We start from the raw sequence: 26,935 nt of genomic DNA, 5'->3' as shown, positions 1-26,935 counted from the left end.
GAATGTCCGACCAGGCCGTCCATGTCAAAGGCCTGGAGCCCGCCGGCTACGACCCGCGTGTCCTCAAGGGCATGGGACTCGCTTACGGCGCATCGGAGCGCGGCGCCTGCCACCTGCGGGCCACGTTCTACAAGCCGGAGCTGGCCGGTATCGTCGATTCGGAAACCATCGAAGGCAAAGCGGCCGTCTTCGCCGATTGGGAAGACCGCCTGACCGTGTTCGACACGCTGATCCTCTGCCGCTTTTACCGGGATCTCTACCAGTGGGAACAGCTCGCCACCATTCTCAAAGCCGTGACCGGGCTTGAATTGGAGCGGGATTCCATGCGCTCCATCGCCGCCAGCGTCAAAGACGACACGCGCCGATTCAACATCCGCGAGGGTTGGACCAGGGTGGACGACAATCTCCCTCCCCGTTTCCACCAGGAAGCCCTTCCCGAGGAGGGCAAAGGGATCACCGAGGCTCAAATGGCCACGATGCTGGCCGAGTATTACCGGGCGCGCGGCTGGAATGAAGCCGGCGAACCTCCGCCGCGTTGACGGCCCATTGCGAAATCCTTTTCTTCTAGGCCTTTGAGAAAGGCTGGATGCAAGGCGGGTGAGATTGATCTGCTCTACCGCATACCTTCGACAGAGGCGCTCGCACATGCAGATACCGGCATTTTAGATCCATCCGGCGCACCTCAGCCGCATGTTTCCATGGCCTGGCACAGCCGGCTCGATAGATTCCAGGCTTCCCCTGGCTGCATCCGGGGCTTAATTCGCGATACAAGAAGCGCGCTTTCTTTTAAATGAATCCCGAAAGGCCTAGACGGCAGAGGTCATCCGATCCATAAAAGCTCGCATTCTCAGCGGAGCCTTTTTATAGAACGTGAAGAAGTGGGAAAAACGGCTGCAAGAAGCAAAAAGGGGCTGCAGTTCATCACCGCAACCCCTTGATTTTACTGGCGCGCCTGGGAGGACTCGGACCCCCGACCTGCGGATTAGAAGTCCTATCTTGTACATTTACCGCCTTTTACCCTGTCAAATAATTTCATAAGCATTTCCATAGTATTAGGCAATTACATTTCCCATTGACTTACCTTTTATTACCCTATAATATGGGCTTTGTGCTGGGTATAGTGCTGGGTATGAAAAAACAGGAGGTGCTTGTAATGCCTGTAAAAGAGCGTTTCACAACGAAATATCCGGGCGTTTTTTACGTCGAAGGAACCGGGCGCGACGGACAACCCGAACGCATCTACTATTACGTTTTCAGGAAAGACGGCAAGCAATTTGAGGAAAAAGCCGGGCGGGCGCGCGAGGACGCCATGACCCCGGCGAAGGCTGCCCGCATCAGGGCGGAGCGCATCGAGGGCAAGCGCAAGTCTCGGAAAGAGGTCCGCGAGGCCAAAAAGAAACGACCTTTGACTTTCCGTGACTTATTCCAAAAGCACTACTTCCCGCACAGCCAAGCCACCAAACGCAACGCTCAGTCCTGGCGCCGCGAGGACGCCTTGTTTCGTCTTTGGGTCGATCCTGTTATCGGAAGCAAGGCCCTGCCCGACGTCTCCGCTTTTCATCTGGAACGCATCAAGTCAGACATGGCGAAGGCCGGCCGTGCGCCTCGAAGCGTCCATTACGCCTTAGCCCTCGTAAGGCAAGTTTACAATTACGCAAAGACTCACGACTTCTACAATGGGGAAAGCCCTATTTCCAAAGTCAAAAAGCCTTCGATCCAAGACAACCGCCGAATGCGCTACCTGACGAAAGGGGAAGCTGAAAGTCTTCTGGACGAATTAGCAAAGAAAAGCACGGACGTCCATGATATGGCCCTGGTTTCACTCCATACAGGACTGCGGGCGGGGGAAATTTTCAGCTTGCAATGGGGCGACGTGGACATTTCCAGGGGCACGGTTGCCATTAAGGATACCAAGTCAGGACGAAACCGCGTTGTGTTTATGACGGACCGAGTGAAGGCCATGTTTGAAAGCCGATGGGAAGGCGCGCCGACTGACCTTGTTTTCCCCGGCCGCGAAGGAAAGAAAATTGTTCAAATGAGCGATACCTTCAACCGGGTTGTGGCAACGCTGGGCTTTAACCAAGGCATTGAGGACCCCCGACAGCGCGTTTGCTTTCACACATGCAGGCACAGTCATGCCTCTTGGCTGGTTGAACAGGGAACGGACCTTTACACGGTCAAAGAGCTCTTGGGCCATGCCAATTTTTCAATGACGAGCAGGTATAGCCATTTAGGTGAAAACGTGCTCCAGGGGGCCATTAAGCGCCTGAATGAGACGCTTGAGCCCGACACCAAGACGGGGAAACTCGTCAGCTTGAAGAAATAACCCAGTTTCGGCGGATAGTCTCCGGCTGATCCCCGGAGACGAACGGCGGCGACCCTGGCCGCCTTCCGCCGGAAAACTTCAGGGACCGTGAAGGGGGCGGATGCGGATGATGGACGAAAAAGAGCGGCATGAGGAAGTTGAGAGCCTGATTGAGGAAACTACCAGAGTGCTGAAGAATAATGTTAAGAATGTTTCAAAATGTTTTAACCCAGTTGAATATCTTGCTGGAAATATTCGTGTCCTTTTTGGAAATAGGGATAAATACCCGTTAGAAGGTGAAAATGTCATTTTAGAAATTAGTAATGCATGGATAATGTTTGACAAATGCTTAGATACAATTAGAAAATTTCATGAAGAAAATCCTCTCTTTTTTATTGATAATAATGAACTTTTAGATGCGTATGAAAAACTAGCTAGTGCAGTTGATAGCTTGGCTAAAAGCGTCAATTATATAGTTGTTACAAGTTTTGCCGCAGGATACGCAGTCGCAGCGCATGAAACCAGCAACCGGAACAGAGCTAACGTCGCAACCAAGTCTGAACGTCGAAATTCTAATAAAGAAATTGTCTATAATTACCTTAAAGAACGAGATTTTGAGAAAACGAGAAATACCGCTCGTGAATTGATGGACCTTCTTAATAAGGACGAAATGCAATACACGGACGTCAATGCAGTAAGACGGTTGATGAATGAGGTCCTGGCAGAAAATACGAAGTAGATAAAACACCGTTCAAGCGGTTTAAGCGCCGTTCATACCGCTTAAACGTCGATTTGTCTATTGATTGCAGTACTTTAGCACGTTATCTTGACCCTCAAGATTAACGTGCTTTTTTATTTCTAGGAGGTTTTACCATGCGACATTTCTTGAACGAAAAGCAAGGAGCGGAATGGCTTAACGTCAAAGTGCAAACGCTTCGGAACTGGCGGCATCTCGGCAAAGGTCCGGTGTATTTCGTTGTCGGGGAACGGTCGATCCGCTACACGGAAGAGGATCTTGAGCGCTTCGCGTATGCGCGGCGAATTGTGCCCGACACCCATCAGTGCGCCGCAACCGAATGAACTTCAGCCGCTTGACATCCCCTCGCGTCGGTCTGGGAAGCCGACGAAAAAATGGCCCCTACCATCCCGGGGGCCACGGGGGGCTGTCAAGATTTTATGGGGTGGACCATGTTTATCTGGCCGAGTGATGTCAATTGGGAGACCTTCTTTTGGCTCCCGAAGCGATGGATTATCGAAATGGACTGGGCGAACTTGAGCCTTAGCGCGAAATCCATCTTGCCAGTGATCGCCGCACATGTGGACCGCAAGAGCGGGATTGCATTTCCATCAGAAGACCGCATAGGGCACCTCGCCGGCAGGACGCCGAAGTCCGTGCGCCAGGGGGTCAAGGATCTTGATGGGTTCGCCGATTTTAAGGTCTGGCGCGAACGTCAGCGGATCGAGGGTCTAGGTACGCGCTGGGGCTCAAAGCGTTACCGGCTGCACCTTCCGAAACAGGCAGGACCGAATGAAGCGTTTCCTTTCCGGAGTTGCTTCCTCCTCGGGGGAAACTGGAGCTTGCTGACGAGCGCAGCGCGAGCGCTTTATCCTGTGTTAGCGACGGTGAGCAAGTGGGATGCTGATATCTACAAGGAGCTGGATCTTGAGTGGTCCGACAACCATGAGCCGATGGACACGGCCGAGGAATATGGCACTCGAAGATTCAATCTGATCGAAGAAGCAGAGCTGAACCTGGCGCTTTTTTCCGAACTGGCCGGGATCAGCCGCAGGGGAATCAAGGACGCCATGAAAAGCCTCGAGGAGCGTGGCTTCATCGAGCGGGAATCGACCGAGTTGTTTTGCGGCTGGAAGGTGTATATCCGAGCAAGCTATACCTACAAAAGAAAGTGGTTGAACGGGCTCCTTGCAAAGCAGCGTCAGAACGTGGCCGAAGATAGCACATAGCAAAAACTACCGATAGGCTCATAGAAAAAACTACCGGTAGAGCATAGAAAAAATGACCGGTAGAGCATAGCAAAAACTACCGCTATATCAGGTTTAAGACTATCAGGTTTTAAGACTATCAGGTTTTATCAGGGTCCGAAGCAGGGACCCGCTTCGGACGCGGCGACTTCTTAAATTCAAAAGTCCAGCCAGCAGGAAGGAACTCACCCATGCTTGAGAAAATCAATTCAGAATTTGAACGCTGTCCTTCGTGTGGCGCCTACCGGGGACAGTATCATCGACCGGAGTGCCCCTATTCGGAGGAGACGGAGCCGGATCCCGAACAGGATGATAGGGAGTTATACCGGATCGCTTTTGACCAGGATTGAGGGTGAAGCAGTGGATCAGCTCAGCAAAGAGGGAATATCGGAAGCGGCTTCCAGAAAACGAGGCCGGCCACGGCGCATAAATGATCCACGGTTAGAATCTCAAGTTGATTTTCTGGCGGCTGGTATCCGTTCGGAACGTGGCAGGCAGGATGTTTTCTACAGACTTTTCGCGCTTCACCTTCTGGACGATGAGCGCTTTGAATGGCTCGGATCGACCGCAGCCATGAAGGAGGGCCGCAAGTCCATGAGGCTGTCCATACTGGCCGAACTCGGGCGGATTCCTGACGACCAGGAACGGGAGCGGATCGCGCTGGAGGTTTGCAGACTAAAGCCGAAGACGAAGGACGCCGTGGTGATGATCCGGCGCTATCGGCTCGGACGTGAGGCGAAGGCGGATCCGTTCCGACTATGGGATCGGCTGGCCGATACCGTGAACAGCTATATCGAGGCGCACCCTTCCGTCAGCATGGGGGAGATTGCCGAGACCCTTCGCGACATGGCGGAACATATTGAGGAAGGCTGTATTTGATCGGCAACCATCAACCGGCGCCGAGCGCCAGGAAGCACAGGGGAATTGTCACACCTGGCAAGAGGTGATACACGGATCGAAGTGGCTAAAAGGCTTTATATAGCAATGGATTATCTTTGCAATATCATAGGAAAGATCAGAAAAAACCGTGACAGCCATGGCCATAAGTAGGAGGGGAATATCTCATTTTTTTTGTCCAGAATGTCAGGCAAGATAAAAACGCTTGACATTTTAGAAATTGTCTGAAACACAAGAATAAGCTGTCATCGGTGTCCATAAGCACCACCACAAACGAAGCGCAAGACCCGGAGAGCCGCGATTCACGCGGCTTTTGCCGTCTAGGGGTGAGCCGCACCAGCAAGCGCAGCGCTACCTTTTGCACCAGATTTTCGATTTTCAGCATGGCGATCTTCCTGAAGGGAGACCGCCTTTTTTAATGCCACCACAACACAACAAAGGAGATTCGACATGAGAAGGACCGAACAAAAGCAAATTCGAGTTACTCCGGCGACCTGGACCCGCCTCAAACTCTTGTCAGTGGCGCGAGGCACACCTATGGGCCAGACCCTCGATGATCTGCTCACCTTTGCCGGGACCTTCAGTCCTGAAGAGTGTGGATTCCTCGCGCACAAGACGGGCATCCCGGCAAAGGAGCTGTTCCCCGACAGAGAGATCGAAGGGCCGGACACCGAATGGACCGCCGAGGTGGATCTGTAATGCTCGGGGTGAGGGCACGCCATAACGAAGACACCACTTCGCTTCTGAGGCGCTTCCGCAGCGCATGCCGGCGGGACGGGATTCTCCGTGACATGAGACCACGACCGCCGAAGCCGAGCGAACGCCGCCGGCAAAAGGCCAGGGGCGCCATGATCCGGCGCATCAGGGCCGAACGTAAGGCTAGGGCGCGCAAAAGTGAGGAATGATTTTTCCATCACCGACGATGGAACGGGGCCGAGACGCGCTCGGCGATACCGGAGCGGGGGCGGAGTCAAGGCCGTTTCTGCTCATCTGGTTTGCTGCTCAGCACAGGCACAGGCACAGGCGGGGGCTGGGGGCTGCTCACCCCGATTCCCTGGAACGGGCGAACCGCATCCGATGATGAGGGAAGCCTCGACCGCAACGCGAACGAACCCGGCCATTCCTACGAACGACCGGTCCCCGACACCCAGCGCATCCGATGATCGCCGGCTGTATCGGGCTCGGCAATTAACATATTGACATAACTATATAAATGGAGGCCACACGATGGCTGCAATTGAGATTGAAATTCGGGAACTGACCTTGGACATTGGTCGGATTCTCTCGAAGGCTGAGGCCGAAAAAAGAGACCTGAGCCGCAAGGAAACGCACGAAATCCGCCAGATCGAGGACAAGATCGAGGACCTTCGTGATGAGCTGGCGTCAAGCCGGCGGCATTTCGCCGATCTGATCGAATCGGACCCCGGAAGCCGGTCAATGCTCCGGCCGCCGGCCGATGACCGTCAGGCTGCACCACCGTCGCGTCGGGCACGGTACGACTCGGAAATGGTCCGAGCGCTTGACGGTTATTTTCGCCGCGGCAAGTTTGAGAGCCGAACCTTGCAGATGGATCTGGACACCGCTGGCGGATATGCGGTGTTACCTGAGAGCATCACCACAGAGATCCTGCACGACCTCGACAACAGCGTGTTTGTCCGAGGACTAGCAAGAATGTTTCGCGTGGCGAAGTCCGCGAGCCTGGGCATCCCCATCATGGACGCGGACGTTTCCGACCCGGAATTTACGAGCGAAGTTGCCGAGGCGGACCTCGACAGTGCAATGAGCTTTGAGAAGCGGGCGTTGTATCCTCGCCGGCTCGTGAAGGCAATCAAAGTCTCGCGTGACCTGATCGAGCGATCTTCCGCAAACATTGCAGAGTTTATAATCAACCGCCTCACTCAAAAGATTTCCGTGGTCGAAGAAAGCAAGTTTCTGACCGGTTCAGGATCGAATGAACCTCTTGGAATTTTCACCGTCAGCGATTTTGGTGTGAGCACCTCGCGTGACATATCGACAGGTAACACGAACACGGCGATCACAGCCGATGGACTGATAAATGCCCTTTACAATCTAAAGGGGCAATACATCAGGAGCGGGTCATGCCGATGGATTTTTCACCGGGATGCTATCAAGATGATTCGGAAGCTGAAAGACGGAAGCGGCACATACCTATGGCAGGCCGGATTGGGTGACAATAGACCGTCGACAATTTTGGGCATCCCGTACACTATTTCGGAGTATTGTCCAAATACATTCACGAGTGGTTTACGTGTTGGTTGCGTGGGCGACCTGAGCTTTTATGGAATTGCCGAAGCCGATCAGATCAGCGTACAAGCGCTACTCGAAAAATATGCGCTTGAAAATTGCAACGCATACGTCGCACAGACCCACGTTGACGGCGGACCCTTGATCGAAGAGGCGTTTTCGATGGTCACCTTGGCATAAACACTCTAGCAATTAGGTGAATTGTCACCACCCTCTGCACCAAGTGCGGGAGCTTCGGCTCCCGCCACCACCATCGAGACAGCGACATCGACAGCGCTGTTTGGCTGGTGGTAGAGCAGTACCACCGCTGGCGATTAGGCCGCCGGCAAGGTTCCTCCGTAGAAGCGAGCAGGGGGGGCGCGTCGGCGTCCCCTGCTCAACCCCATGGGCGGTCTCATTCCCTACAAGGCAACCGCGCTAGACCGGGCGCTCAGTAAATTTTATATGAAAATAATTATTTCCTTTCAAAAATTCTTCCTAAAAATGAGTTAGCTATGGCTAGACTATGCAAGGAAGCGCTGGAATGGCGCAAAAAGCTGGAAGCTGAGTACAATTTAGGCGATGCTGAAGCGCAGCTTCTTATGGCAAGCATGACGAGGACCTTTGACCAGTTGCGCCGCGCTGAACGCCAGGTTGAAACGGACGGCATGACGCAGATCGACCGGTTCGGAAAGATCATCGCGCACCCGCTTTTGAGCGTCATACGGGATTGCCGGGCTTCGATTTTGCAATACCTTAAACATCTTGGCCTTGAGGCCGAACCCCCGCGACCAGCACCAGGACGGCCGCCGAAATGGAGTTGACATGAAGGCACAAAGAACGAAAAAAGCAAGCAGCTGGCAGCAGTTACCGGGCTATATTCGGGCATTTTTGACCGACAACGGCGCCCATGTGGAAGGCAACGAATGGGAACGGATGTTCGCTTCTCAGCTCCGCGATGGAATGAAGGGGCCGCGAGGTGAGGACCCCCGCGAGCTCTGGCGCGAGCACGGAGCACCTTTTTTGAAACAATTCATCGAAGAGCACCCCGGCCGGCGGCCACAAGCATGGTGGCTGTATGATGCACCCGAACCCGGCCGGCGGCGCCTCGGGGGGGTTGGCACGCCATGCAGTGAGGTCCTGGCTTATGCCCCATATTTCAAATATGGATTGCCAAACGAGGGCTATATCTCGGAATTTGACCTTGAAATGTACGGCGACGACTTCGAGGGCCGGCCGATTGACCCGAGCGACCCGCCGAAATATGAATCTCAAGCAAGCTATTTGGACCGGCTGAACCTGTTCGTACCCGGGGAGAGGGAACGGATACCGCCGGCCGACTTCGAGCCGGAACGGATCGAGGCCGACGAAGACGACTGACATCATCCAGTAGTGGTACAAAGTGTACCACCACCTTTAGGGGGGGGGGGGGATATGGAAGAGGCCGTCGAATTTTTGAGGGACGAGATTATGAAACTCCGACTTCTCCAGGGAATCCTGGCGAACTCGCGCCGGGTTCCGCTCGAAGAGATGGGGCTGACCTACCTGGCCAGCGTGGCCGCCGTTATCGGCAGCGTGGGGGATAATCTGGACGAGCTCGCGCAGTGGATCGAATCGGAGCCATAGACCCCACCAGGGCCACCAGGATGGACGCAGATCGACGATTTTAATTGACAGGTGCTCCGACATATGGTTACGCTCAGAACGTCAAAATTCACAGCCGGGAGGCCAGCCGTTACATGGCTATTTCTATTTCATCAATAGGTATTTTGTGCGCGCAGTGTGGAGGATCCGCGAGGACTCCGGGGTTGTTGTGACCCTTGACAACACTGCGCGCTTTTTCTATTGGAGGGGTGACCATGAAGACCGTCAAGATCACAACGAACCTGAGCACAGCAGCAGCCTGGAGACTGAACCGCCTCGCGCAAGCCTGGCATTGCAGCAGCGCGGAGGTCATGGAGCGGATCACCAGGGAGGCGGCCGACACTTACAAGCGGACCCTTTTTCCGCCGGCCGATGCGGCCGAAGGTGGGGAGGTGCAAGTATGATCTTTTTATACGACCTGAAAGACCCTAACGTTATAATTGAGTCAATGGTCCGGCGGCTCCGGGTTGTAGAGGAGGAGCTGCGCGAGCGCCCTGACAGTGAATTAGACGGTTATGTCTTCATCATTGAAAGCGTGGTCGATGATCTTATGGCGTACCATATCGGCATGTATGGGGAGGATAGTCCATTTTCAGATGTGGAGTTTCCGAGCACAGCGGAGTTGATCGCCGCATCTAAGGAGGCGACGCCATGACCGAGAAGAGAATTGCGCACGTCTTCGAAGAAGTGACTGGTCTCTATCACTTCTGTTCGAACGACCTACCCTACCGAGACGCCCGGGGCCCGGGTTACAAGTCTAAGGCCGCAGCCGTAAGGGCCGCGTGGCAAAGCGGATACACGCACGCGATGGGTGGAGGGTGTCCCTGGACCGGTCTCCGGTTGATACCAGGGCGGTTTAGAGTGGAAGGCCAGGAGGTGAAGCCATGACCGGCGCTCTCAGACCGTCAGATCGCGCGGGGGTTAGGGGTGGACCATAAGACAGTGAGCGCTCAAAGGGCGGAGTCAGAGAGTATTGGGGAAATTCCCCAATGCCCCCGACAAACATCCGATGGCAGGACCTACCCCGCACAGCGCAAGCAGCCCGCCACCATGAGCCGCCTTCGGGCGGCTCTTTTGTCTCCAGCACCCCACCGGACGCAGCAGGACGCGCCAGGATCGACGATCTACCTTTGACCCTTGTCATGGTATGGGCGGAACGGGAACGGCCGTGTTTGACTTGCTGATCCGGGTCCAGGTGGGTCAGGGGGCGGGCCTGGGATTCGGAAACAGGGATTGTTTGTGTCCAATTGGACACATTTGCTACAGCGACCGACGCGTCTATAAGCCGGTACGCCTGCCGACGTTGCATATCCCACCGCTCCCGGCAATAGTCCTCGAAGGTGGCGTGGGTCTCGCGGTGGAGGTACGTGAACGGAGTGTACACGCACCCGCAACCCGCGCCAGTCCTACCGGATCGAAGACGCCTACACCAAGCGAGGCTGCAAACCTGAATTTTGCTGGGTGCTGGGTATAGTGCTGGGTACGTTTCTGGCCGAAATGAAAAAGGGGCTACGTTTTTGACGTAACCCCTTGATTTTACTGGCGCGCCTGGGAGGACTCGGACCCCCGACCTGCGGATTAGAAGTCCGCTGCTCTATCCAGCTGAGCTACAGGCGCTTACATGACACGACATGATTTTATACCGCAAATGGCTTTGATCCGCAGCAAAAAAAATCGCGGGGAGCTTCATCGGGCGGCGGGATCGGTCCTTTCGAGCAGGGCGAGCCTGAGGGTGTTCAGTCCGGTGACCGCGCCCCGGGATCGGAGGGTCGCGCAGGTCCCGCCCATGTGCCATGAAAAGGCCTTCCAGAGATCCGTCCTGTCGGCGACGATCGCGTGCGCATCGACCTGCCAACCCTCGGCGTCTCTCTCGGGGCATCCCAGGATCATAAGCGCAACATCGGCGTTGCTTCGCGAAAGGAAGGCCGCCGCAAAGCGCCTGAGATCCGCTTCCTCCCACGGTCGAGAGCGGGAGGTCCGATCCCCTGGATTTTGTTCACGGCACTGGTCCCAGGCCATGAGGGACGCTTTGCTCCGGATCACCTGCGCCTCCCCCAACGGGAAGTCATCGACGCGCGAGACGAGGCAGGCGGCCGTGCCGCTGGTGAAGGATTCGAGAATCGAGAGAGACAGGCCGCGCGACGTAAGCAGGGCCGCGATCACGGACTCGAGGGTTTCTTCGTCTAAACCGAAGATCCGCCTGCCGAGGCGCGAACGGATCTCCTCTTCGACCGGTGCGATCCGCTGTAGGGCGCCTTCCCGATCTCCGGCGCGGACGGCGATTCGGATCTTGATCTCGCCCTCGGAAGCCAGCAGGCCGATCTCTGGATCGCCGCCCGGTTTGATCAAATCCCCGATCGATTGATCCACCTGACTCTCGCCGATCCCTACGGTCTTCAAAGTCCGATAAAAGAGCACCTGCTCCGGCAGGCGGAAAAACCGCCGTATCCAGGGCAGCACCGTGCTAGGGAACAGGACTTTGAGTTCGCGGGGAACACCGGGGAGGCAGGCGATGGCCTTATCCCCGATCCGGCAAATGAAGCCCGGCGCGGTTCCAACCGGGTTTCGCACCGCTTCGGCCCCCTGAGGGACGAACGCCTGGCGGCGGTTGTTCTCCGCCATGTGGTAGCCGTAGCGCTTGAAGATCGCCTCGATGTCCGCCATCAGCGGCTCCCGGAACTCCAGCGGCACACCCGCCACAGCCGCCACAGCCTCCCGGGTCAGGTCATCCAGCGTCGGCCCGAGGCCGCCGGTCGTGATCACCAGGGCGCACCGGTCGAGCGCCACTCTCAAGGCGTCAACGATCTCGCCGATCTCGTCCCCGACCGCGATCCGCAGCCGCACCCGGAGCCCGGCCTCCGCCAGCGCCTCAGCGAGGTAGCAGGCATTCGTATCCACGATCTGCCCGAGCAGAAGCTCCGTCCCAATGGTGACGACCGCGCAATCCTTCAGCCCGCCGCTCGATCCCGCGTCGGAGTCCTTTTCCACTGCTGCAGGCACCCACTATCTCCTAATGCTCAAGACATGCCACCACGGAAAACCACACTCAACAGCCGCCCCATGCAGCCTGAAACGAGGCAGATCTGGCCCCTTCCAGAAAAGTCGAACCAAGAACCCTTCGCTCCGACTGCCTCACCTCCAATGGCCTGCATCCGATCCGATGCGACCCACAATGAAGTGGAATCTACGGGCGAAAGGCGCCGCGATCACCCCGCCGTCTGCTGGAATGGACCAGGAAGGGTTTTCATCCGCATCCAGGCTTCTCTTGACCCCGATACCCTCAGGGACGACCTCAATCCATCAGGAGAGATTTTCTTTTCTTCTGCGAGCGGCCCAGGGCGAGCCCGATGATCAGTCCGACAAAAAGCACCAGCGCGCCGGTCGCAAACCACTTGTTCCGCTCATTCGAGCGGAGCGCGTCATTCTCCTTGCGCAATTCCCCCACCGTCTTTTCAAGCCCCGCCAGGGTTTCCGAACACTGGCGATGGGCCTCCTTGACGGCTAAAACACCCGCAGAGTCTTTTTTCAGCGTCTCATGCGCCTGCTCGAGCGTCTGCAAGGCGCTGGTCTTTTCCGCCAATTGACTCGTCAAACGCTGATTCTCCTCGTAGACAGACTCCCATTCGCCTTTTGTCTTCGATGAGAGCGCCTTCAGCCGCTCGTATTTCTCCTCGAAGGATCTGGCTTTTGCCTCCCACGGTTCGCGCGTCATGAGGTAGCGCGCCAACACCCAGCCCTCGACCGCTTTGCCTTCTTCATCCCTCAGGCGCACCCTGTTCCAGCCCTGGTCCTCCCCCAGAACCTCCACAGACGCCCCGGAATCGAGGAAAGCGATGATCTTGTGCCCCGTGCTCGGGCCCGTTCGAACCGTCACTTGGAAGGAATCCGTCACATAAGCCCGCTCCGCCCAGGCGGAGCCGCATGTCATCAGCAGCAGGAAGCATCCCAGAGCCAGGCCGTAAATGCGCATTCGTGTCACTCCTCTCAACCTACCCTTTTTTCTTCCAAAGCACACGGATATCATCGATTCGCGTTTCGGAGTATTGCCCCTGCGGATCTTTCTCGAGGTATTTCACCATATCCCAGATGGTGTTGAGCGCCATCGCCACCCCAACCAACGCCTCCATCTCGACGCCGGTCTTGGCCTCGGCGCGCACGAGGCAGCGGGCCTCGACGCTGCTGTCCTTCACATCGAAGCGCACGCTCACCGTTTCTAGCAGGATCTGGTGACAGTGCGGAACCAACAGGTGCGTCTGCTTGGCGGCTGTCATCCCGGCGACCTCCGCCACGGGGAGAGGGTCTCCCTTCCGGACCTCGCCGCGCCGGATAACCGCAACGGTCTCCGCCCGCAGATGAATGACCCCGCCCGCCTCGGCTTCCCGCTTGATCACCGGCTTGGCGCCTACATCGATCATCCCCATCGTCGATCCCCTCCCCTACTCTTTGAAGATCTCCCGCTTGCGGCTCGCCTCGGCCTTGATCCGGTTCACCGTCTGTTCGAGGGCCGGGAAGACGTGCTCACGGGTATCCCCACCGACCGCTACCGCCATCACCTCATCCCCCACCGAAAGACGGCCGGGATTGACTTCTACCAACACATCGACAATGCCGTCCATTGCTTTGGTTTCATTGACAATACGCTCTATGACATCTGGATCGAAGACCACCTCGATAGCCGAGACCTGCCCCCCTTTCAAGGAGTGGCCTCTGACGATCCCCAGGTGGCTTGCAATCATGCCCATCGCATCGAATCGAGGGTGCCGTTTAAGCGTTTGAATCATCGCGCTCAGGTCCATCATCGTCTCCTTTGTCTGCACTGTGCGCCGAGAATTCCCGGCGCTCATCATCCAGGTTGAACAGCCTGCGAGTCACATCCAGGTAATCGTTGACCGTCTTGCGGTCCGCCCGCCCTTTCAGGAAGAGGATGGGATCGTTCAGCAGTTTCTCCGCAATCGAACGGGCAAGCGTTGCAACAGCCTCCTGCTGCCATTCAGGCAGATGCTCGAGCGCCGAATGGCTCTTCCTGAGTTCGGTCTGTATGATCGTTTCGGCCTTGCGCTGCAGGGACACGATCGTAGGGACCACGGAAAGGGTCTTCAACCACTTCTCGAACTTGCACACCTCCTCCTCGACGATCGCCCTGGCCTTGAGCGCTTCCTGGCGCCTTTGGGCCAGGTTGAACTGAATCACCCCTTTCAGATCGTCGATATCGTACACGTAAACGTTGTCGAGCGTGTTGACCCGCGGCTCGACGTCCCGCGGAACCGCAATGTCGATGAAGAAAAGCGGACGGTTTCGCCGTTTCTTGAGGCAGGCCTTCACCTGCGCATGGGTGATGACATAGCCGGCGGCGGCGGTCGATGCCACGACGATATCGACATCCTGGAGCCGCGCATCGATCTCCTCGAGCGTGACCGCCTTCGCCCCCAACGGCGCGGCAACCTGCTGCGCGCGCTCGAGGGTCCGGTTGGCCACGAAGATCTCCTGCGCCCCCTGGCGGTAAAGGTGCTTGGCGGCCAGTTCCGCCATCTCGCCCGCCCCGATGAGCAGAACCTTTTTCCCCTCCAGTTCGTGGAAGATCTTCTTCGCCAGTTCCACCGCGGCGTAGCTGATGGAGACAGCCGCCTCGCAGATGCCCGTCTCGGTCCGGACGCGTTTGGCGACATGGAAAGCGCGGTGCATCAACCGGTTCAGGATCACCCCTGAGGACTTCTCGCGGGTCGCCAGGAAGTAGGCCTCCTTGATCTGGCCCAGGATCTGCGGCTCGCCCACGACCATGGAGTCGAGGCTCGAGGCGACGCTGAACACATGCCCGACAGCCTCCCTGTCCTCGAGCACATAAAGATGGGCTCGCAGGATCCCTTCTTCGACCCGCCCCATGCGGGCCAGAAACTCCACGACCGCTTCGGCCGCCGGCCCGGGATTCTCCGTCGTGAACAGGGCCTCCACCCGGTTGCAGGTCGAAAGGAAGAAGCTTTCCTGAAGTGAGCCGATCCCGCGCATGGCCCTCAGCGCCTGCCCCGCGCTGTCCGCCTCACCCGCCAGGCATTCCCGCAGTTCCACAGGAGCGGTCTCATGGTTCATTCCGATGCTGATGATCTTCATCACAATCCATTCCGGGCGCCGAGATTCTCGAAGCTGTGGTATCCGCCGAGCCAGAAACTCGCCCCTGCAAATGTAAAGATCAGCATCGCGAAACAGACCATCGCCATAATCGCCGCGCGCCGGCCGCGCCATCCAACGGTCAGCCGCTGGTGCAGCAACACGGCGTAAAGGAGCCAGGTAATCAACGACCAGACCTCCTTGGGATCCCACTGCCAGTAGCTCCCCAAGGCCACCTGGGCATAAATGGAGCCCGTGATCATCCCGACGGTCATAAAGGAAAAACCATAGATCAAGGCATGATGAGCGATCGCATCGAGGGTGGCCAGGGACGGCAGCCTGGTGTACAGCGCACCAAGCCGTTTCCGCTTGATGAACCGCTCCTGGAGCAGATACATCCCGGAGGCCACGAAAGTGATGGTAAAGAGGCCGTTCCCAGCGAAGACCGTCACCACATGCACCGGCAGCCACAAGCTCTTGAAGATCGGTTTGACCGGCTCATCGACTCCGGTCAGCGTAAAGGACAAGGCCATCAGGAAGGCGGCGAAAGGTGCGACGAAGGAACCGAGGACCTTCAGTCTGAATCGGATCTCGAAGATCAGATAAACCAGGACGATGCTCCAGGCGAAGAACCCGAGCGCCGCCTTGAAATTCAAAACGGGCGCGGCTTCCAGGAGATGATAACGATAGCCCAGGAAGATCGTGTGGGCAATGAACCCGGCCAGCAGGAAGCCGTACCCGTACCGGAAGAATCCTTTCCGCCGCGTGATGATGTAGGCCAGGAAACCGGCGGTGGCCATCCATTCGAGAATCAGCGCCAGATAAAACCAGAGCAAGCGGCTTACTCCTCCGCCTCGGCGCCTTTTTGCGCCGCTCGACAGATCTCCTGCGGATCGAGCCCTCCGGGCAGAATCCCGGCAAGAATGGCCTCGACCTCGGTCCACGCCCCCCGGCCGATGGCTTCGAGCGCCTTCGAACCCGCGAGTTCATGGAAAACCCGGCTGTTTTCCTCCTGCGTCAGGCCCAGCGCCATGACGGCCTCCCTGATGCATCCCATCATCCTGAGGAAAAGGGCATACTCGGGGCCGAACAGAGTTTCGAGCCTGCGGCGGATCCGCTTGGCGGTTGCCGGACTGCGGCCCGAAGTCGAAACGGCCAGGACGAGATCGCCGCGCTTGATGATGGAGGGAAGGATGAACGTGCAGTCGGCCGGCTGATCCACCGCATTGATGAGAATCCCGCGCGCCTGGGCATCCTCGCTGACAACGTGATTGAGCTCCGCGTCATCCGTGGCCGCAACCGCCAGAAAAGCGCCGGAAAGACACGAAGGTTCGTAGGCCTGCCCAAGGTAGCGGATCCGCCCGCTCTCAGCCAGCGCCTGCAGCGCCGGCGTCACCTCCCTTGAGACAAGCGTGACCACCCCTCCGTACTCGAGCAGCGTCTGAACCTTTCTTTCGGCAACCTTCCCGCCCCCGACGACCAGCACACGGCGGCCTTCGAGGGCAAGCATGACCGGAAAATATTTCACAGGCGTTTCCCCGGGCCCGAACTATCCCGTTCAAAAAAGATTTCCACTCTCATCTTCACACATGAAGGTTCGCGCCAGCGGCGGCCCCAATGACAATTTGCCCCCGGCTCTCATCCTCACACATAACGGTCTGCGAGTTCCTTGATGAACTGTTCCACCCCGTCACGGCCTTCCTTGACTTCCACATCCTGGATCAGCCGCTGGATCTTCTGGTAAGTCGACGGATCCCGTTTCAAATCGAGCGGGGAGCGGTAGGCACCGCCGCGCCTGCCGACACGGTAGACCAGCCGGTCCTCATCCGGAAGCTCCTGGTAGCGCTCGATCGCCTCGAGCATCTTCTCCTTGTCCTCCGGAAGTTTCCCCTCGATGTCCTCCATCAGGTTCATGATGTGATCGCTCGTGACCGTGCTCGTAATGCCATCGAGATGCTCGATGAACACCCGGAGTTCTTCGGCGAGCATGTCGTCCGTCTGCATGATGAACTCGCCCTTCTCGAGAAGTTCATAGAGGGGTACGCGCTTCGGGATGCGGAGACTTCTCAACCGGATGAAATGGGGGTTGATGGCGTTCAGCACCCTGGCGGTCTCGACCGCGTGTTCCCGCCACATCTCCTGCCCCCCCAGCCCTGGCATGACGTATTCGGAAAGCTCCATCCCCGCATCCACCACCAGCCTCCCGGCCTGGATGTGCTGGGCGGCCGTCACGCCCTTTTTCATGAGCTTGAGAACGGGATCATAGCCGCTCTCGAGGCCGATGTGGACCCGATCGAGCCCGGCCTCATGGATGGCCTTCATCGCCTCCAGGCTCTTCCGGACGATCGTCCGGGACCGCGAATAGGTCGTGACGCGCTTGATCTCAGGGAAGGTCTCCCGCAGAAAACTCAGACAGGCTACCAGATCCTCGGTCGGCATGACCAGATTGTCGGCATCCTGAAGAAAACAGGCGCCCGTACCGTAGTACAGCCAGGCTGCCACGCTGTGGTAGGCGTCAGTGTACCCTCCCCCGCTGAAGATGTCGCTTACGACCTTGTCCGTGACCTTGCCGGATTCCCCGAGCTTCCAGGAAAGGTCCTTGATCTCGTCGGCGATTTCCCGCGCGGTGCGGATGTCTTGCTTGATTTCCTCGACCGTCCGCAGCGAAAACTTCCGATTCTTGTATACCGGACAAAAACGGCACTGATTCCACGGGCAATTCCGCGTAAAACGCAACAGCAGGCTGCGTGCCTCATTCGGCGGCCGAATGGGGCCCTGCTCGAATGTCTTGCGAGTCATGACGATAAACCGCTCCTTCATTCAATGACGATATGGAAATGGGCTTTTGCCCATGCGAACAAAATCGAACGGTCACCGTGCACCGACCTGTGCATGCGAACCGCAATCCTGAAAATTCACCCTGAAATCGGCAAGAAGACCCGTTCAGAGTCGAAATTTGCCCGTAGGGCACATTCATTTCCGGCCCTCGCGCACCAGCACCCAGCCTGTTTACGTTCGGTATCGAAGGCGATTCGAAGAGACCTCCTCCTGCCGGAAACCAGCTTATTAATATGACAGACACCTTGGAATATATCAACCTCAATCAAGGCCATCGACCTGCGGCCGCTCAGCGGGCGCATTCCTCCTTCGAGCCAAACGCTGCCAATCGCTTGTGGACAGCCGGCTTCGGCCCCATTCACGATGGCAAAATTCATCAGGACAGGATATGATCGGCTGCATCGCATGCAAATGGAAGCCATCAGCCGGATTCAGGCTCCTCAGCGGCCAACCGCAATGCAAAGAAAACCGAAAGGAACCTGATCATTTCTGAAAAAACATCGAGAGAACCCTTTCAGAGGCACCCCATGAACACCGGATCGAGCTACCTTATGGAGAGCGACGAGGAGAGTTTCCGCCTCGAAACCAAGACCGACTCAAAGACCTTCGAGACCCAGGCGAAATGGAGCGGCATCCGTCCAGGAATGCGAGTCCTGGATGCAGGCTGCGGCCCCGGCTTGACTTCTGCGATCCTTCAGCGTCTGGTTCAGCCTGGAGGAGAAGTTTGGGGCATCGACTATTCCCCGAAGCGCGTCGACTACGCGGCCCGGAAATACGGGAAGGATTCCGCCATTCGATTCGAGGTTCACGATATCAGAAAACCGATTGAAATATCCGGTCTATTCGACTGCATCCTGGTCCGATTCGTCCTGGAATACAACTTGGCTGAAGCCATGCAAATCGTGGAAAACCTGACACGTCTACTGAAAAGCCGGGGAATTCTCTGCCTGATCGATCTTGACTACAACTGCCTCAGCCATTTCCCCTTGCCTGAAGAGATAGGAAAGATCCTAATGGACCTCATGCGGCTGCTGGAAGAAAAATACAACTTCGACCCATACGCCGGAAGAAAACTTTACAGCTACCTGTACGATAGCGGCTATCGGGATATCACGGTGGATTTGCAGGCTCACCATCTCATCTACGGCGAGGTGAAAGAGCACGACTTCTTCAATTGGTTGAAGAAGGCTGAAATGGCCACACGGAAAGCACAATCCCTGTTCTCGGGATATCCTGGCGGACACACAGGATTTTTCGAAGATTTCCTGAACTTTTTCAGAGATCCGGCGCGTTTTACCTACACGCCTGTCATTCTGTGCAAGGGGATCAGGCCTTAGGATGAGCATCCAGCAATCTACCTTTGTCTAGCACACGTCTGACTGTGTCGGCCATTTCCCTCATCCTCAACGGCTTTATGAGCAAAGCCCGAAGGCCGATTTCCGCCGCGTAGCGTTCCGTCATCTTCTGCTTGAATCCTGTGCAAAGGATGATCGGGATATCCTCTCTGATCGACAGGACCTCCTGCGCCAGCCCCTCTCCTGTCAGGTGCGGCATCGTCAGATCTGTTATCACAAGATCGAAGTCGTTCGGCCTGGACCGAAACAACTGGAGCGCCTGCAGGCTGCTGCTGCAGGCATTTACCCTGTACCCGAGGAATTCCAGCATTTCTTTGCCCAGATGCACCAGTGCATGCTCGTCGTCCACGAAAAGGATCCTCTCGTCTCCCCGCGGCAAATCCTCTGACGGCTGCAATACGGGCAACTCACCCCCCTCGATGACCGGCAGAAACACATCGAAAGCCGTCCCATCCTCCCGGTTACTCGAGACGGTTATGACACCCTCATGGCTCTTTACGATCCCGTGCACCACCGCAAGTCCGAGTCCGGTCCCTTCTCCAGTCTTCTTCGTCGTGAAATACGGTTCGAAAATACGGTCCAAGACCTCCGGCGCAATCCCGTATCCCGTATCCTGGACCTGCAGCCTCACATACTTTCCAGGTTCGAGTCCGGGGCTGCGGAACGCGAAACCTTCATCGACACTCCAGTTGCGAAGGCTCACCGTGAGGATCCCCCCCCTCTCCTGCATGGCATGGAGTGCGTTGGTGCAAAGGTTCATCAGGACTTGATGGATCTGGGTAGGATCCGCCTTGACCACTCCCGCGTCCGGATCGATATCCTGTTTGATTTGTATGGTGGAAGGCAATGATGCACGCAAAAGCTTAAGTGCCTCCTTAACGATCGGTCCGATCTGCGCCGGCAGGAGTTGCTGCTGGCCCTGCCGGCTGAACGATAGGATTTGCCCGACCAGATCCTTCGCACGATCGCTGGCACGCAGAACCTCTTCCAGGCTTTCTCTCGCCCGGCTCTCACCCGTCAGCCGCAGTTTCGCTATCTCGGCGTACCCGATGATGGCCGTCAAAATATTGTTGAAATCGTGCGCGATCCCGCCGGCCAGGGTTCCAATCGCCTCCATTTTCTGGGCCTGCTGCAACTTAATCTCCAAGGCCCGGTTGGCATCCGCCGCCTTCTTCAATTCAGTCACGTCATTGCCAATGCAAAGAATCTGTTGAATTTCCTGATCTGTATTCTTGAAAACGGGTTTGAATGTCCAAGCCACAATCACTTGCCGGCCGTCATGCCTTGTGCACTCACCTTCTGCAACCAGAAGCGATTGTGGTTTTCCCCTCATGTTCTTGAATAAGCGATATAGATTTAAACCCGCACGCGCCTTCGAGGAAAAAAGCGTTTCATGCACATTCCTGCCGATAATTTCCCCTTCCTTATAGCCAAAGAAATTCTGGGCGAATTCATTGAAGAAAGTCACTCGGAATTCAGGATCGACCCGCATGATAATACTATTGGCGTTTTCAACAAGCTCCCGGTATTTTCTTTCACTATTCTGCACTTCCTGAAAAGAGCGTGCGTTCACAATGCTTACAGCTGTTTGGGATGCCACACCCATTAAAAGATTCATGTCGCTCTGGTTCAATGACCTCTTGGTTTCAACATTGTCGACGACCAAGACCCCTAATGACCTACCCTTGTAAACCAATGGGACGCAAATGACCGATGTGGCATTGAATTGAGAAATCAGCTCATAACTTTTTGTTGAAAGATCATCTTTCATGACCTCCACGTCATCCAGTAGAAATCCCTTTTGATGCTTAAAAGCCTGGACGGCGAACCCTTTCGACTCTGGGTTGTCCAAGTGGAACTCTGCCTTCTTCAAGACCTTTTCCTCTTCTGCGCTATACCCATAGCCGGCCTTGTAAATCAATTTCTCATTTTCTTGATTCGCGAGCCAGATAACCCCTCTGTCGAAATCGAGCCGCTTCGAAATGACCGCCATCACATCTTCCAGAAGCTGGTCAACCTCAAGCACTTCGGACGTCGCCCGACCGATCTCCTCGACCAGCAATGCATTGTTGTAGCGGATATTCATTTCATCTAGAAGCTTCTTCGCCGTATCGCCCTGCTGTTCCAGTGTTTTGGCAAGCTCTTGTTTTTCGAGATTGTCCGCGTAAACGGACAGCGCAAGAACGCTAAACGCGAAGATTTCCGCAATCGCGATGCTCACCTCGACATGCCAGAGAAAGAGAGAGGCACCCGTCAAAAGCACCCCGAACAAAACGGCATAGTTACGCGCCATCTTCCAGAGGCTGGAAGGCGTCTTTTCCCAACTCACCATGTAGCGGCAGGCCTTCGCCCCGTTGTGAAAACACTCGGGATGCTCGATAGTCGCGAACTTGTCCGTGAAAAACCGCGCCAGGGCCTCGAAGGTTCCCATGCGATTTTCGCACTGGTACAGCTTTTCCTGGACGCCCGGCCTGGGCGTCACGACCAATTCGATTTTATTCGGAGCCACCTTTCTCGAGGTAATATCGGCTCCGCGGCTGATCATGGGATAGAGACGGGCCATGAGAAGGTAGGCGGTGCTCAAACGGACAAGACCAAGGGTGTATTTCTTCGCGACCCCCATCGCATCGGATGAGGCGGCAAATCTTCCAACATCCCGGGCGATGTGGGGGTTGCCGGTCTTCTCGACCAGGATGTCATGAAAGCGGTCGACCTGCCGTTGCGTAAACCAGTGGGCCTCGTCGTCCACCGCATAGACCGGCATCTCGGCATAGTGAAGCAGCGTTTCCAACTCGATTTCGGGATATTCTCTCTTGAGAAATTCGATGTAACCTTTGGTGATTCTGCTGTTGTAAATCGCTGCATCTTCCGTCATGGCAGTTTGTCCCCGACCCTCTCATGAGTCTAGATCCGGAAATGGTCTTTTGGGTCAATCTCGGCGTTGATCTGCACGTTTGCCTGTGCGGCGCACTATCCGTTATCAAGGAAATCCCTCGTTTGCAGATTCGGCGGCCGTCAGGCCGCCCCACGCAAGCAAACGCAAAAAAGGAAGGTAGAAGAAAATATCAGGATTATCGGGACTTATACTTAAGGAAGGAAAAAATATCAAGAAGCTTTTTCTGGAGAAGCTTCTTCTCTTACAGGCTCCTCCCAATAGCGGATACGGAATTTTTTCTTGAGAAATTCCATGAATTCCGAAATGATAGCCACATCATACGCCCAGAGCACATACTGTTTTAGATCTTTCGGAGCCTTATTCGCACAGGAAACGTATCCCCCGGGAAAAACCATTACGGGAACATTATCCGTTTTATAATCCGACGCCAATTGATTGACAGCCTCATAAAAGACAGGCCAAGGTAAGGACTTGGGCTCAAGGATAATCGCCTTGATACCATTGATCAACTCCGAAAAATTGAATCCGAAATCGGATTGGTCAAGGATGATAACAGCACATAACTTCTTATTGTAGATTAAAGAATACAATCTCGTTTTCCTTGTGAAATCGATATCCTTATAAATACTTTCAATCGTTTTGTTATTCTGCATATTTTCCGGCAGCATTGAAAATATATTCAGCATCAAACCACCTGAAATATGATTGTAGAATAAATTCAATTGAAATAAATCCATTTTGCTTGTTGTTTTGATGTCAAAGTTTGAAATACTTATGTCTCTCTGTATTTTTTTGAAAATTGTAAAATACGAAAATACATCCATTGAGCACTTTTTATTGTCTTTCAATCCTCTTGAAAAACCACCGAAAACCCGATCCGGGAATTTGTTGTCGGGTCTGTAATAACAGAAAAGGTAATCCATATTCGATGATGGAAGACGGCACATATCATAGAGATAATACATGATTTGCTTGAGGACATTAAATCCGGTCGGCTTGCTTTCCAGAGCCTTTGCGGCATGGTGTTGAATTAACCATGCTTTTTCGTACGCCTGCACCATGGAGACGTGGGCAAAGATCCTGGAGTTCTGCTGGTACGTGAAATGACAGGCAATATCAGGGCATTCCTCGTAGAGTTTCTTGATGGTCCTTTTGAACTCGCTCTTTTCGGCATCGATCAAAGCGTACTTCCCCGGATAAATGAACCCCGTCTCGAAAAAAAACTCCCAGAGGGCATCCGGGTTGATGTGTGGAGAAACATGTGCTCGAGGATCCTGGACCTTGTTGATGACATTCGCTAATTTGTTAAAATCCCTCAGGCTCATATCGAGTATGGCCAATCCGCATCGGACGCTTCCTGCAGCTTCTTCTTCTCTTCTGTAAATGACCTGCGCTGAACAAACCGCGCAGGCGCCGCCCGCAAATTCGATCTCCAGTTTGGGAATGATCAAACCCTGGACCAACAGGCCTTCATCGCCATGTTCACAGACAGAAAACCCCGAGGTCGAAAGATCGCAAACATCGAGCGTCACGGAGGTATCGAGGAGAGGATGAAGGAAGTTGACCGTGGGGGGCGGCGACAGACGCTGTCTGGGACTCCGGATGCGCCTCCGCTGAAAGCGGCTGATTTCTTTCTGGGTGGGCTCGAGGACAATCTGCCTGTCCTCCGTCGCACCAAGCGGGAGCCGCTGTCCGCGCACGAACCGGCAAAGGCCCGAATATATCACATCCTGATCAGTCCTGATCTGCAAACCGATCGGCTCGTCCGTATTGAGCCACTGGAAGGCCCCGGTGGACAGGGGACTCACGCAGACCTTGAAAGCTCGCGCATTGAAATCAACCAGGCTGCCCGAAGCAAGAAAACCGCTCTGAATAACCTCGACGTTCAGACGCTTCTGGCAGACATACCGCCGCATCTCACGCCTTGCCACCGAATAGGCCCCTTCCGTGAACTGCAGCACAGGCTCCCCCCCGCCTCCCATCCCGAAACTGATCGGAACAACGAGCACCGAAGCACCCCGGTCGATCAGCAAATGGCCTGCATTCACGGCATCATCGAGAAATCCGGCCGGCGGTTCACCCTCCCACCGGCAGCTCAATCCATCCCCGGCGCACACATTCGGATACACCCGAATCAGAATACTCTCTTCAAACCTCGAGTGCTGGAGGCGCAGCAGGATCCCATTACCGGTAAAATTCATGTAATTCAAAATATTTATAACATATTTTCCATCTACCGAAGAACCATCTCCACCATCGATCAGATCACTGTGCTTAAAGAGTGAGGGAGGAAACTGATTGTCGAGCAGGACAATCTCTCCCCTCGGTTTACCAGTCCCTGAAACCATCTCAACTGCATTGCCGTTCTCCATCTTCTCCCCTCTCCCCATTTTCGACCAGGTCGAGCTTTGCACCTGTCTATCCGAAACGGCTTGTCCAGAACAAGCCACCCTCCAAATAAAAACAAAAAACCTACTCCGGGAACTGCGCTGGTTAGAAGAAGAAAGACCTCCCGATCAATTTTTCCAGCCTGAAACCGAAGCCTCCCGCGCCGCCAAACACGGGTTGCGGCAGAAACAAGGCAGCACAATCCGTTCTCGACAAAAGCGCTTTCTGGCAAGCGAACTGTCATCCATCCAGCCATAGGGCATCGGCTTCGACCGCAAAAAGTATCCCTTCCCGAAAGGCCAGGCTGTGAATCAGCACCGATTCCGACAAACCATTGCTGCCCAGCAAAGGGATGCGCACGACCCGAAACACCGTTTCCGGTAATTCCGCCGTCCCCTCCCAAATCTCCCGCAGCAGATCGGCCTCGCTTCTGGTAATGCCCGTGTACAAGAAATCGATCTCTTCGCGAGCGATGAAGCGCTTGGCATAGGACATATGAAATCGGACCAGATCCTTCCAGTTCAAGACGCTTTCATGCATCTTCCAGTGGAAAAGGAGCTTGAAGATGCTCTGGCCTCTCCCGGCAGCCCCGTCAGACATTTCCTGCCCGAAAAATCGTTTTTCCGCGGCACGATTCATCCAGGTCACACGAAGCGAGCCATCGATAAAATAGGAGGGAACCCGCTCCGTATCGAATGTAAGGCGCAGCCCATCGTCGGTGCCGCCGGCGTTAGGGGAAGGACGGCTGCACTCATCGCTTCTCTCCCGGGCATGCGCTGAAATGCCCTTTTCGTCAAAAGATGCAAGAGCGGATCTCTCCGTCGGGACCCCGCGAAGCATCGCGATGATGGCCTCGATTGTCTTGCCGCTTCTTTTTAATTGTCTAATTTCTTCGATACGGTCCAATACGGACGGAGGGAAATAGCCCAACCGCTTCGGCCCGCCGGCCGTGGCTCGGGGATTCGCCAGAACCGGCTTGGGCAAAAGGCCCAAGCGGATGTAATTGTTGAGTGTTGCCCTAGAAATACCCGTGGTTGCAATGATTTCTTTGCTCGAGACCCATTCTTGAGATGGATGTCCGGCCATTGCGAAATTAACCGTCGGGCTGAATTGTCTGCGTTTTTAGACTATTTGAGAGGACTTTGACAGATAGGCAAAGAAAAGTCAACAGATAAAGATATCTGTTCAAATTGAAAGGCGCTTTTATAAGAAAAGTGATCTGATTATTTATACAGTTTAAAATGCTTCCCCGACCAAAATCCCCCGCCCCGGGACAACCAGCCCATACGCCATAAGCAGGTCGAAGAATCGCGGGCGCATCTCATCCCCCTCCCCTGCCATTCCCTACCGCGTGCAACAAAGCCCCCGGGATCGGCGCTGCGATCCACCGGTGTGCGGGAGAACCGCAGCGCGTGGCAACGCAAGCGCAAGGTCCCTTTCTCAATCGGAGAGGGATTCCAAACGCACGAACTGCGCCCCTTCCGATTGCATTTCTTCGATCGCCCTCTCCCCGTCTCCCGCGGTCACATCAACCGCCCGGACCGCATCTTCGAGGAGGAGAACCTCGTAGCCCCTTCGCAGGGCATCGAGAACCGTGTGGCGGACACAGTAATCGGTGGCAAGCCCACCCACCCAGAGTCGTTTGGTTTCCGCACGCTTGAGGTGATGCTCGAGGGTTTCCTCCTCGAAGCCCGAATATCCCTCTTTTTCCGCTTCCGCACCCGTCGAGACGATGACGGCGGATCCCGGCAAGTGCAGTCCCGGAGAAAAAGCCGCGCCGGGGGTCTCTAGAACACAGTGCGGCGGCCAAGGGCCACCCTGCTGTTTGAAGGAGCCATGGTCCGGCGGGTGCCAGTCACGCGTTGCGATAATCGGCAAGCCCTTTCCCTCGAAAATCTTCATGTAACGGTTCAAGACCGGGACCACCTCCTCCCCGCCCGGCACCTCCAGCGCACCGCCGCGCAAGAAGTCGTTCTGGATGTCGATGAGGACCAGGGCATCGCCTTTTCCAGGTTGCGGGGAAACGGCGGCATCTTCCTCGCCCTCAGAGTCGCCGATGCCTGTCGCCGCCCTGTAATCGTCGCAGGGTTCATCGGCATCAGCCGCCCTCGCCTGTTCGGCGGACGGCGCAGTCCTGCAGAAATCAAGCGGCTCTCCATTTCGTTTATCCTTGTCAGCCATCGTCGAACCCTCCTGTCCTTCTTATCTGCCCTTCAAAAGAGGCCATCTGCCGCGTCACACGCATCCCGTCTCCCGGCGGCGCAGTCATGCGCAGCCCTTAAT

Annotated in this window: 30 protein-coding genes and 1 tRNA gene; 17 read left to right on the top strand and 14 right to left on the bottom strand. The window is 55.6% G+C overall.

The features are described 5' to 3' along the window. The 6 genes from H567_RS0109835 to H567_RS28485 form a co-directional block, all read left to right on the top strand. Positions 1-539, top strand: a 539-nt coding sequence (locus H567_RS0109835) for an aldehyde ferredoxin oxidoreductase C-terminal domain-containing protein (protein ID WP_028321272.1), incomplete at its 5' end; no start/stop codon positions are given. A 614-nt stretch (positions 540-1,153) separates the two neighbouring features. Then, complete coding sequence (locus H567_RS0109830; RefSeq protein WP_028321271.1) at positions 1,154-2,326, top strand: tyrosine-type recombinase/integrase; 1,173 nt, start codon at positions 1,154-1,156, stop codon at positions 2,324-2,326. A 106-nt stretch (positions 2,327-2,432) separates the two neighbouring features. Next, the gene (locus H567_RS0109825) at positions 2,433-3,044 is read left to right on the top strand and encodes a hypothetical protein (protein WP_153306132.1); all 612 of its coding nucleotides are present in this window, start codon (positions 2,433-2,435) and stop codon (positions 3,042-3,044) included. A gap of 134 nt (positions 3,045-3,178) precedes the next feature. Continuing rightward, the gene (locus tag H567_RS0109820) at positions 3,179-3,385 is read left to right on the top strand and encodes a helix-turn-helix transcriptional regulator (RefSeq protein WP_028321269.1); all 207 of its coding nucleotides are present in this window, start codon (positions 3,179-3,181) and stop codon (positions 3,383-3,385) included. Between the two features lie 108 nt (positions 3,386-3,493). Beyond that, positions 3,494-4,270 (top strand): hypothetical protein, encoded by a 777-nt coding sequence (locus H567_RS0109815; RefSeq protein WP_153306131.1) that lies wholly within the window; start codon positions 3,494-3,496, stop codon positions 4,268-4,270. A 612-nt stretch (positions 4,271-4,882) separates the two neighbouring features. Further along, complete coding sequence (locus H567_RS28485) at positions 4,883-5,167, top strand: hypothetical protein (protein ID WP_153306130.1); 285 nt, start codon at positions 4,883-4,885, stop codon at positions 5,165-5,167. Between the two features lie 136 nt (positions 5,168-5,303). On the opposite strand, the gene H567_RS28480 is transcribed toward H567_RS28485, so the two are convergent. Then, the gene (locus tag H567_RS28480) at positions 5,304-5,570 is read right to left on the bottom strand and encodes a hypothetical protein (RefSeq protein ID WP_153306129.1); all 267 of its coding nucleotides are present in this window, start codon (positions 5,568-5,570) and stop codon (positions 5,304-5,306) included. A gap of 65 nt (positions 5,571-5,635) precedes the next feature. Between H567_RS28480 and H567_RS28475 the strand changes: the two genes are divergently transcribed. From H567_RS28475 to H567_RS0109760, 9 genes are all read left to right on the top strand, one after another. Beyond that, positions 5,636-5,884, top strand: a complete 249-nt coding sequence (locus H567_RS28475; RefSeq protein WP_153306128.1) for a hypothetical protein — start codon at positions 5,636-5,638, stop codon at positions 5,882-5,884. Further along, positions 5,860-6,090, top strand: a complete 231-nt coding sequence (locus tag H567_RS30085; protein WP_084517106.1) for a small ribosomal subunit protein bS21 — start codon at positions 5,860-5,862, stop codon at positions 6,088-6,090. Before H567_RS28475 ends, H567_RS30085 begins: the two co-directional genes overlap by 25 nt. 322 nt (positions 6,091-6,412) lie before the next feature. Then, the gene (locus H567_RS0109795) at positions 6,413-7,630 is read left to right on the top strand and encodes a phage major capsid protein (protein ID WP_028321266.1); all 1,218 of its coding nucleotides are present in this window, start codon (positions 6,413-6,415) and stop codon (positions 7,628-7,630) included. Positions 7,631-7,944: 314 nt separating this feature from the next. After that, positions 7,945-8,253, top strand: coding sequence for a P27 family phage terminase small subunit (locus H567_RS0109785; protein WP_028321265.1), 309 nt, complete (start codon positions 7,945-7,947; stop codon positions 8,251-8,253). A gap of 1 nt (position 8,254) precedes the next feature. After that, on the top strand, positions 8,255-8,809 hold the full coding sequence (locus tag H567_RS0109780) for a hypothetical protein (RefSeq protein WP_028321264.1): 555 nt from the start codon (positions 8,255-8,257) through the stop codon (positions 8,807-8,809). Between the two features lie 54 nt (positions 8,810-8,863). Continuing rightward, positions 8,864-9,055 carry a hypothetical protein gene (locus H567_RS0109775; protein WP_028321263.1) on the top strand — a complete coding sequence of 64 codons (192 nt, stop codon included), beginning with the start codon at positions 8,864-8,866 and terminating at the stop codon, positions 9,053-9,055. Between the two features lie 233 nt (positions 9,056-9,288). Then, positions 9,289-9,477 carry a hypothetical protein gene (locus tag H567_RS0109770; RefSeq protein WP_028321262.1) on the top strand — a complete coding sequence of 63 codons (189 nt, stop codon included), beginning with the start codon at positions 9,289-9,291 and terminating at the stop codon, positions 9,475-9,477. Next, positions 9,474-9,728, top strand: coding sequence for a hypothetical protein (locus tag H567_RS0109765; RefSeq protein ID WP_028321261.1), 255 nt, complete (start codon positions 9,474-9,476; stop codon positions 9,726-9,728). The genes H567_RS0109770 and H567_RS0109765 overlap by 4 nt, the downstream gene beginning before the upstream one ends. Further along, positions 9,725-9,961: a hypothetical protein gene (locus H567_RS0109760; RefSeq protein ID WP_028321260.1), complete on the top strand. Its 237-nt coding sequence runs from the start codon at positions 9,725-9,727 to the stop codon at positions 9,959-9,961. Before H567_RS0109765 ends, H567_RS0109760 begins: the two co-directional genes overlap by 4 nt. Positions 9,962-10,613: 652 nt before the next feature. Here H567_RS0109760 and H567_RS0109755 read toward each other — a convergent pair. From H567_RS0109755 to H567_RS0109715, 9 genes are all read right to left on the bottom strand, one after another. Next, positions 10,614-10,690: transfer RNA gene (locus H567_RS0109755), tRNA-Arg, on the bottom strand. Positions 10,691-10,759: 69 nt separating this feature from the next. After that, positions 10,760-12,073 carry a competence/damage-inducible protein A gene (locus H567_RS24155; RefSeq protein ID WP_084517104.1) on the bottom strand — a complete coding sequence of 438 codons (1,314 nt, stop codon included), beginning with the start codon at positions 12,071-12,073 and terminating at the stop codon, positions 10,760-10,762. A gap of 292 nt (positions 12,074-12,365) precedes the next feature. Next, positions 12,366-13,043, bottom strand: coding sequence for a TIGR04211 family SH3 domain-containing protein (locus tag H567_RS27130; protein WP_028321259.1), 678 nt, complete (start codon positions 13,041-13,043; stop codon positions 12,366-12,368). Positions 13,044-13,062: 19 nt separating this feature from the next. After that, positions 13,063-13,494 (bottom strand): cyclic pyranopterin monophosphate synthase MoaC, encoded by a 432-nt coding sequence (gene moaC, locus H567_RS0109740; RefSeq protein WP_028321258.1) that lies wholly within the window; start codon positions 13,492-13,494, stop codon positions 13,063-13,065. A 15-nt stretch (positions 13,495-13,509) separates the two neighbouring features. Next, positions 13,510-13,872 (bottom strand): molybdenum cofactor biosynthesis protein MoaE, encoded by a 363-nt coding sequence (locus H567_RS0109735; RefSeq protein ID WP_208598360.1) that lies wholly within the window; start codon positions 13,870-13,872, stop codon positions 13,510-13,512. Next, positions 13,838-15,178: a glutamyl-tRNA reductase gene (gene hemA, locus H567_RS24145; RefSeq protein ID WP_051184683.1), complete on the bottom strand. Its 1,341-nt coding sequence runs from the start codon at positions 15,176-15,178 to the stop codon at positions 13,838-13,840. Before hemA ends, H567_RS0109735 begins: the two co-directional genes overlap by 35 nt. Beyond that, a complete protein-coding gene (gene ccsB, locus H567_RS0109725) occupies positions 15,178-16,011 on the bottom strand; it encodes a c-type cytochrome biogenesis protein CcsB (RefSeq protein WP_028321256.1) in 834 nt (277 codons plus the stop codon). The genes hemA and ccsB overlap by 1 nt, the downstream gene beginning before the upstream one ends. Positions 16,012-16,016: 5 nt before the next feature. Continuing rightward, positions 16,017-16,703 (bottom strand): precorrin-2 dehydrogenase/sirohydrochlorin ferrochelatase family protein, encoded by a 687-nt coding sequence (locus H567_RS24140; protein ID WP_028321255.1) that lies wholly within the window; start codon positions 16,701-16,703, stop codon positions 16,017-16,019. A 116-nt stretch (positions 16,704-16,819) separates the two neighbouring features. After that, positions 16,820-17,974 carry a radical SAM protein gene (locus tag H567_RS0109715; RefSeq protein WP_035253929.1) on the bottom strand — a complete coding sequence of 385 codons (1,155 nt, stop codon included), beginning with the start codon at positions 17,972-17,974 and terminating at the stop codon, positions 16,820-16,822. Between the two features lie 518 nt (positions 17,975-18,492). Between H567_RS0109715 and H567_RS0109710 the strand changes: the two genes are divergently transcribed. Beyond that, positions 18,493-19,350, top strand: coding sequence for a methyltransferase domain-containing protein (locus H567_RS0109710; protein ID WP_084517100.1), 858 nt, complete (start codon positions 18,493-18,495; stop codon positions 19,348-19,350). Here H567_RS0109710 and H567_RS27125 read toward each other — a convergent pair. Further along, the gene (locus H567_RS27125; RefSeq protein WP_161626592.1) at positions 19,340-21,700 is read right to left on the bottom strand and encodes a hybrid sensor histidine kinase/response regulator; all 2,361 of its coding nucleotides are present in this window, start codon (positions 21,698-21,700) and stop codon (positions 19,340-19,342) included. The two genes, H567_RS0109710 and H567_RS27125, sit on opposite strands and share 11 nt — an antisense overlap. Positions 21,701-22,066: 366 nt before the next feature. On the opposite strand from H567_RS27125, the gene H567_RS29005 reads away from it, so the two are divergent. Next, entirely contained in the window at positions 22,067-22,270 is a 204-nt protein-coding gene (locus H567_RS29005; RefSeq protein ID WP_161626591.1) for a hypothetical protein, read from the top strand. Positions 22,271-22,473: 203 nt separating this feature from the next. Here the strand turns inward: H567_RS29005 and H567_RS0109700 are convergent, their stop codons facing one another. The 3 genes from H567_RS0109700 to H567_RS0109680 form a co-directional block, all read right to left on the bottom strand. Continuing rightward, positions 22,474-24,636, bottom strand: a complete 2,163-nt coding sequence (locus H567_RS0109700; protein ID WP_153306126.1) for a hypothetical protein — start codon at positions 24,634-24,636, stop codon at positions 22,474-22,476. 256 nt (positions 24,637-24,892) lie between these two features. After that, the gene (locus H567_RS0109690) at positions 24,893-25,738 is read right to left on the bottom strand and encodes a helix-turn-helix domain-containing protein (RefSeq protein ID WP_084517098.1); all 846 of its coding nucleotides are present in this window, start codon (positions 25,736-25,738) and stop codon (positions 24,893-24,895) included. Between the two features lie 354 nt (positions 25,739-26,092). Then, a complete protein-coding gene (locus H567_RS0109680) occupies positions 26,093-26,833 on the bottom strand; it encodes a nicotinamidase (RefSeq protein WP_084517096.1) in 741 nt (246 codons plus the stop codon). Between the last annotated feature and the right edge of the window lie 102 nt (positions 26,834-26,935).

Source organism: Desulfatiglans anilini DSM 4660 (genome assembly GCF_000422285.1).
Taxonomy (GTDB): Bacteria; Desulfobacterota; DSM-4660; order Desulfatiglandales; family Desulfatiglandaceae; genus Desulfatiglans; species Desulfatiglans anilini.
The sequence above is the reverse complement of the archived record's forward strand: the minus strand, read 5'-3'. Positions and strand labels throughout refer to the sequence as shown.

Bases quoted from the DNA above. Each gene is read 5' to 3' on its own strand.
- H567_RS0109830 (WP_028321271.1), top strand. From the start codon at position 1,154: ATGCCTGTAAAAGAGCGTTTCACAACGAAATATCCGGGCGTTTTTTAC.
- H567_RS0109825 (WP_153306132.1), top strand. From the start codon at position 2,433: ATGATGGACGAAAAAGAGCGGCATGAGGAAGTTGAGAGCCTGATTGAG.
- H567_RS0109820 (WP_028321269.1), top strand. From the start codon at position 3,179: ATGCGACATTTCTTGAACGAAAAGCAAGGAGCGGAATGGCTTAACGTC.
- H567_RS0109815 (WP_153306131.1), top strand. From the start codon at position 3,494: ATGTTTATCTGGCCGAGTGATGTCAATTGGGAGACCTTCTTTTGGCTC.
- H567_RS28485 (WP_153306130.1), top strand. From the start codon at position 4,883: ATGAGGCTGTCCATACTGGCCGAACTCGGGCGGATTCCTGACGACCAG.
- H567_RS28480 (WP_153306129.1), bottom strand. From the start codon at position 5,570: ATGCTGAAAATCGAAAATCTGGTGCAAAAGGTAGCGCTGCGCTTGCTG.
- H567_RS28475 (WP_153306128.1), top strand. From the start codon at position 5,636: ATGAGAAGGACCGAACAAAAGCAAATTCGAGTTACTCCGGCGACCTGG.
- H567_RS30085 (WP_084517106.1), top strand. From the start codon at position 5,860: ATGGACCGCCGAGGTGGATCTGTAATGCTCGGGGTGAGGGCACGCCAT.
- H567_RS0109795 (WP_028321266.1), top strand. From the start codon at position 6,413: ATGGCTGCAATTGAGATTGAAATTCGGGAACTGACCTTGGACATTGGT.
- H567_RS0109785 (WP_028321265.1), top strand. From the start codon at position 7,945: ATGGCTAGACTATGCAAGGAAGCGCTGGAATGGCGCAAAAAGCTGGAA.
- H567_RS0109780 (WP_028321264.1), top strand. From the start codon at position 8,255: ATGAAGGCACAAAGAACGAAAAAAGCAAGCAGCTGGCAGCAGTTACCG.
- H567_RS0109775 (WP_028321263.1), top strand. From the start codon at position 8,864: ATGGAAGAGGCCGTCGAATTTTTGAGGGACGAGATTATGAAACTCCGA.
- H567_RS0109770 (WP_028321262.1), top strand. From the start codon at position 9,289: ATGAAGACCGTCAAGATCACAACGAACCTGAGCACAGCAGCAGCCTGG.
- H567_RS0109765 (WP_028321261.1), top strand. From the start codon at position 9,474: ATGATCTTTTTATACGACCTGAAAGACCCTAACGTTATAATTGAGTCA.
- H567_RS0109760 (WP_028321260.1), top strand. From the start codon at position 9,725: ATGACCGAGAAGAGAATTGCGCACGTCTTCGAAGAAGTGACTGGTCTC.
- H567_RS27130 (WP_028321259.1), bottom strand. From the start codon at position 13,043: ATGCGCATTTACGGCCTGGCTCTGGGATGCTTCCTGCTGCTGATGACA.
- moaC (WP_028321258.1), bottom strand. From the start codon at position 13,494: ATGGGGATGATCGATGTAGGCGCCAAGCCGGTGATCAAGCGGGAAGCC.
- H567_RS0109735 (WP_208598360.1), bottom strand. From the start codon at position 13,872: ATGATGGACCTGAGCGCGATGATTCAAACGCTTAAACGGCACCCTCGA.
- hemA (WP_051184683.1), bottom strand. From the start codon at position 15,178: ATGAAGATCATCAGCATCGGAATGAACCATGAGACCGCTCCTGTGGAA.
- H567_RS0109715 (WP_035253929.1), bottom strand. From the start codon at position 17,974: ATGACTCGCAAGACATTCGAGCAGGGCCCCATTCGGCCGCCGAATGAG.
- H567_RS27125 (WP_161626592.1), bottom strand. From the start codon at position 21,700: ATGGTGAGTTGGGAAAAGACGCCTTCCAGCCTCTGGAAGATGGCGCGT.
- H567_RS29005 (WP_161626591.1), top strand. From the start codon at position 22,067: ATGAAAGCGGTCGACCTGCCGTTGCGTAAACCAGTGGGCCTCGTCGTC.
- H567_RS0109700 (WP_153306126.1), bottom strand. From the start codon at position 24,636: ATGGAGAACGGCAATGCAGTTGAGATGGTTTCAGGGACTGGTAAACCG.
- H567_RS0109690 (WP_084517098.1), bottom strand. From the start codon at position 25,738: ATGGCCGGACATCCATCTCAAGAATGGGTCTCGAGCAAAGAAATCATT.
- H567_RS0109680 (WP_084517096.1), bottom strand. From the start codon at position 26,833: ATGGCTGACAAGGATAAACGAAATGGAGAGCCGCTTGATTTCTGCAGG.